1 tRNA gene and 2 rRNA genes (1 of these 3 cut by a window edge) are annotated in these 2,500 nt (G+C 55.1%); all 3 read left to right on the top strand.

Annotated features, from left to right (window positions below):
* A 23S ribosomal RNA gene (locus JCM25414_RS15215) occupies positions 1-2,125 on the top strand (it extends 616 nt beyond the left edge of the window).
* A 113-nt stretch (positions 2,126-2,238) separates the two neighbouring features.
* A 5S ribosomal RNA gene (gene rrf, locus JCM25414_RS15210) occupies positions 2,239-2,353 on the top strand.
* Between the two features lie 33 nt (positions 2,354-2,386).
* Positions 2,387-2,463 (top strand) — tRNA-Met (locus tag JCM25414_RS15205).
* Positions 2,464-2,500: the final 37 nt, after the last annotated feature.

Below are 2,500 nucleotides of genomic sequence, written 5' to 3'. Positions count from 1 at the left end.
CGAGTCTGAATAGGGCGAATGAGTTGCTGGCAGAAGACCCGAAACCGAGTGATCTAGCCATGGCCAGGCTGAAGGTGCGGTAACACGCACTGGAGGGCCGAACCCACGCCTGTTGAAAAAGTCGGGGATGAGCTGTGGCTAGGGGTGAAAGGCCAATCAAACTCGGAGATAGCTGGTTCTCCGCGAAATCTATTGAGGTAGATCGTCACGTATTGCCCTCGGGGGTAGAGCACTGGATGGGCTAGGGGGACCCAAAGTCTTACCAAACCTAACCAAACTCCGAATACCGAGGAGTATGAGCGTGGCAGACAGACAGTGGGTGCTAAGGTCCATTGTCGAGAGGGAAACAGCCCAGACCACCAGCTAAGGCCCCCAAATCGTGGCTAAGTGGGAAAGGATGTGGGGATTCCAAAACAACCAGGAGGTTGGCTTAGAAGCAGCCATCCTTTAAAGAAAGCGTAATAGCTCACTGGTCTAATAGAAACCCTGCGCCGAAAATGTAACGGGGCTCAAGCCACGTGCCGAAGCTGTGGGTGCATATCTTTGATATGCGCGGTAGCGGAGCGTTCCGTAGGTCTGCGAAGGAGACGGGGTGACCCTCTCTGGAGATATCGGAAGTGCGAATGCTGACATGAGTAGCGACAAACAGTGCGAGAAACACTGTCGCCGAAAGTCCAAGGGTTCCTGCGCAAGGTTAATCCACGCAGGGTGAGCCGGCCCCTAAGGCGAGGGCGAAAGCCGTAGTCGATGGGAACCAGTTGAATATTACTGGGCCTGCCAGAAGTGACGAATGCAATATGTTGTCTGGTCTTATTGGATTGACCAGGCTTTTGGAGCATTCCAGGAAATAGCTCTGGCGTATAGACCGTACCCGAAACCGACACAGGTGGACTGGTAGAGAATACCAAGGCGCTTGAGAGAACGATGCTGAAGGAACTAGGCAAATTACTTGTGTAACTTCGGGATAAGCAAGACCCGTATGTGGGCAACCATGTGCGGGTGGCACAGACCAGGGGGTAGCGACTGTTTAGTAAAAACACAGGGCTGTGCGAAGTCGAGAGACGACGTATACGGCCTGACGCCTGCCCGGTGCCGGAAGGTTAAGAGGAGATGTGCAAGCATTGAATTGAAGCCCCGGTAAACGGCGGCCGTAACTATAACGGTCCTAAGGTAGCGAAATTCCTTGTCGGGTAAGTTCCGACCTGCACGAATGGCGTAACGACTTCCCCACTGTCTCCAGCATCGACTCAGCGAAATTGAATTCCCCGTGAAGATGCGGGGTACCCGCGGTCAGACGGAAAGACCCTATGAACCTTTACTGCAGCTTTGCAGTGGCATCAGAGACATCCTGTGTAGGATAGGTGGGAGGCTATGAACCCGAGGCGCCAGCTTCGGTGGAGCCGTCCTTGAAATACCACCCTGAATTTTTCTGATGTCTAACCGAGACCAGTCTAGCCTGGTCCGGGACCCTGCATGGTGGGCAGTTTGACTGGGGCGGTCGCCTCCCAAAGTGTAACGGAGGCGCGCGATGGTGGGCTCAGGTCGGTCGGAAACCGACTGTCGAGTGCAATGGCATAAGCCCGCCTGACTGTGAGAGTGACAGCTCGAACAGAGACGAAAGTCGGCCATAGTGATCCGGTGGTCCCACGTGGACGGGCCATCGCTCAACGGATAAAAGGTACTCTAGGGATAACAGGCTGATCTCCCCCAAGAGTCCACATCGACGGGGAGGTTTGGCACCTCGATGTCGGCTCATCACATCCTGGGGCTGGAGCAGGTCCCAAGGGTTCGGCTGTTCGCCGATTAAAGTGGTACGTGAGCTGGGTTTAGAACGTCGTGAGACAGTTCGGTCCCTATCTGCCGTGGGTGTATGAGACTTGAGAGGATTTGTCCCTAGTACGAGAGGACCGGGATGAACATACCTCTGGTGTACCGGTTGTCGCGCCAGCGGCACAGCCGGGTAGCTAAGTATGGACGGGATAACCGCTGAAAGCATCTAAGCGGGAAACCCACCTCAAAACTAGGTCTCACAGGGCCGTGAAAGACCATCACGTCAATAGGCCGGGTGTGGAAGCGTGGTAACACGTGAAGCTAACCGGTCCTAATCGCCCATATCGCTCACACAACGCTCTGCAAAACAGAGCATACACATGCATAGCAATCATCCACGCAATACACTCATCATACAAAACACCAACCTCCCACACCGACACACCACAGGTCGGGTGGATCAGAAGACCTGGTGGCTATGGCGGGAGACTTCCACCCGATCCCATCCCGAACTCGGACGTGAAACGCCCCAGCGCCTATGATACTGCATCTTAAGATGCGGAAAAGTCGGTCGCCGCCAGGTCCCCTGATCCACCCCACAACAACACCCCACCCACGCGGGGTGGAGCAGCCCGGTAGCTCGTCAGGCTCATAACCTGAAGGCCGCAGGTTCAAATCCTGCCCCCGCAACCAAATCAAAGCCCGCTACACAAAGCGGGCCTTTTTTTTG

It is taken from the genome of Asaia platycodi JCM 25414 (assembly GCF_000614545.1).
GTDB classification, from domain to species: Bacteria; Pseudomonadota; Alphaproteobacteria; order Acetobacterales; family Acetobacteraceae; genus Asaia; species Asaia platycodi.
Note: the sequence above shows the minus strand (reverse complement) of the source record. Positions and strands in the feature narration are given on the sequence as shown.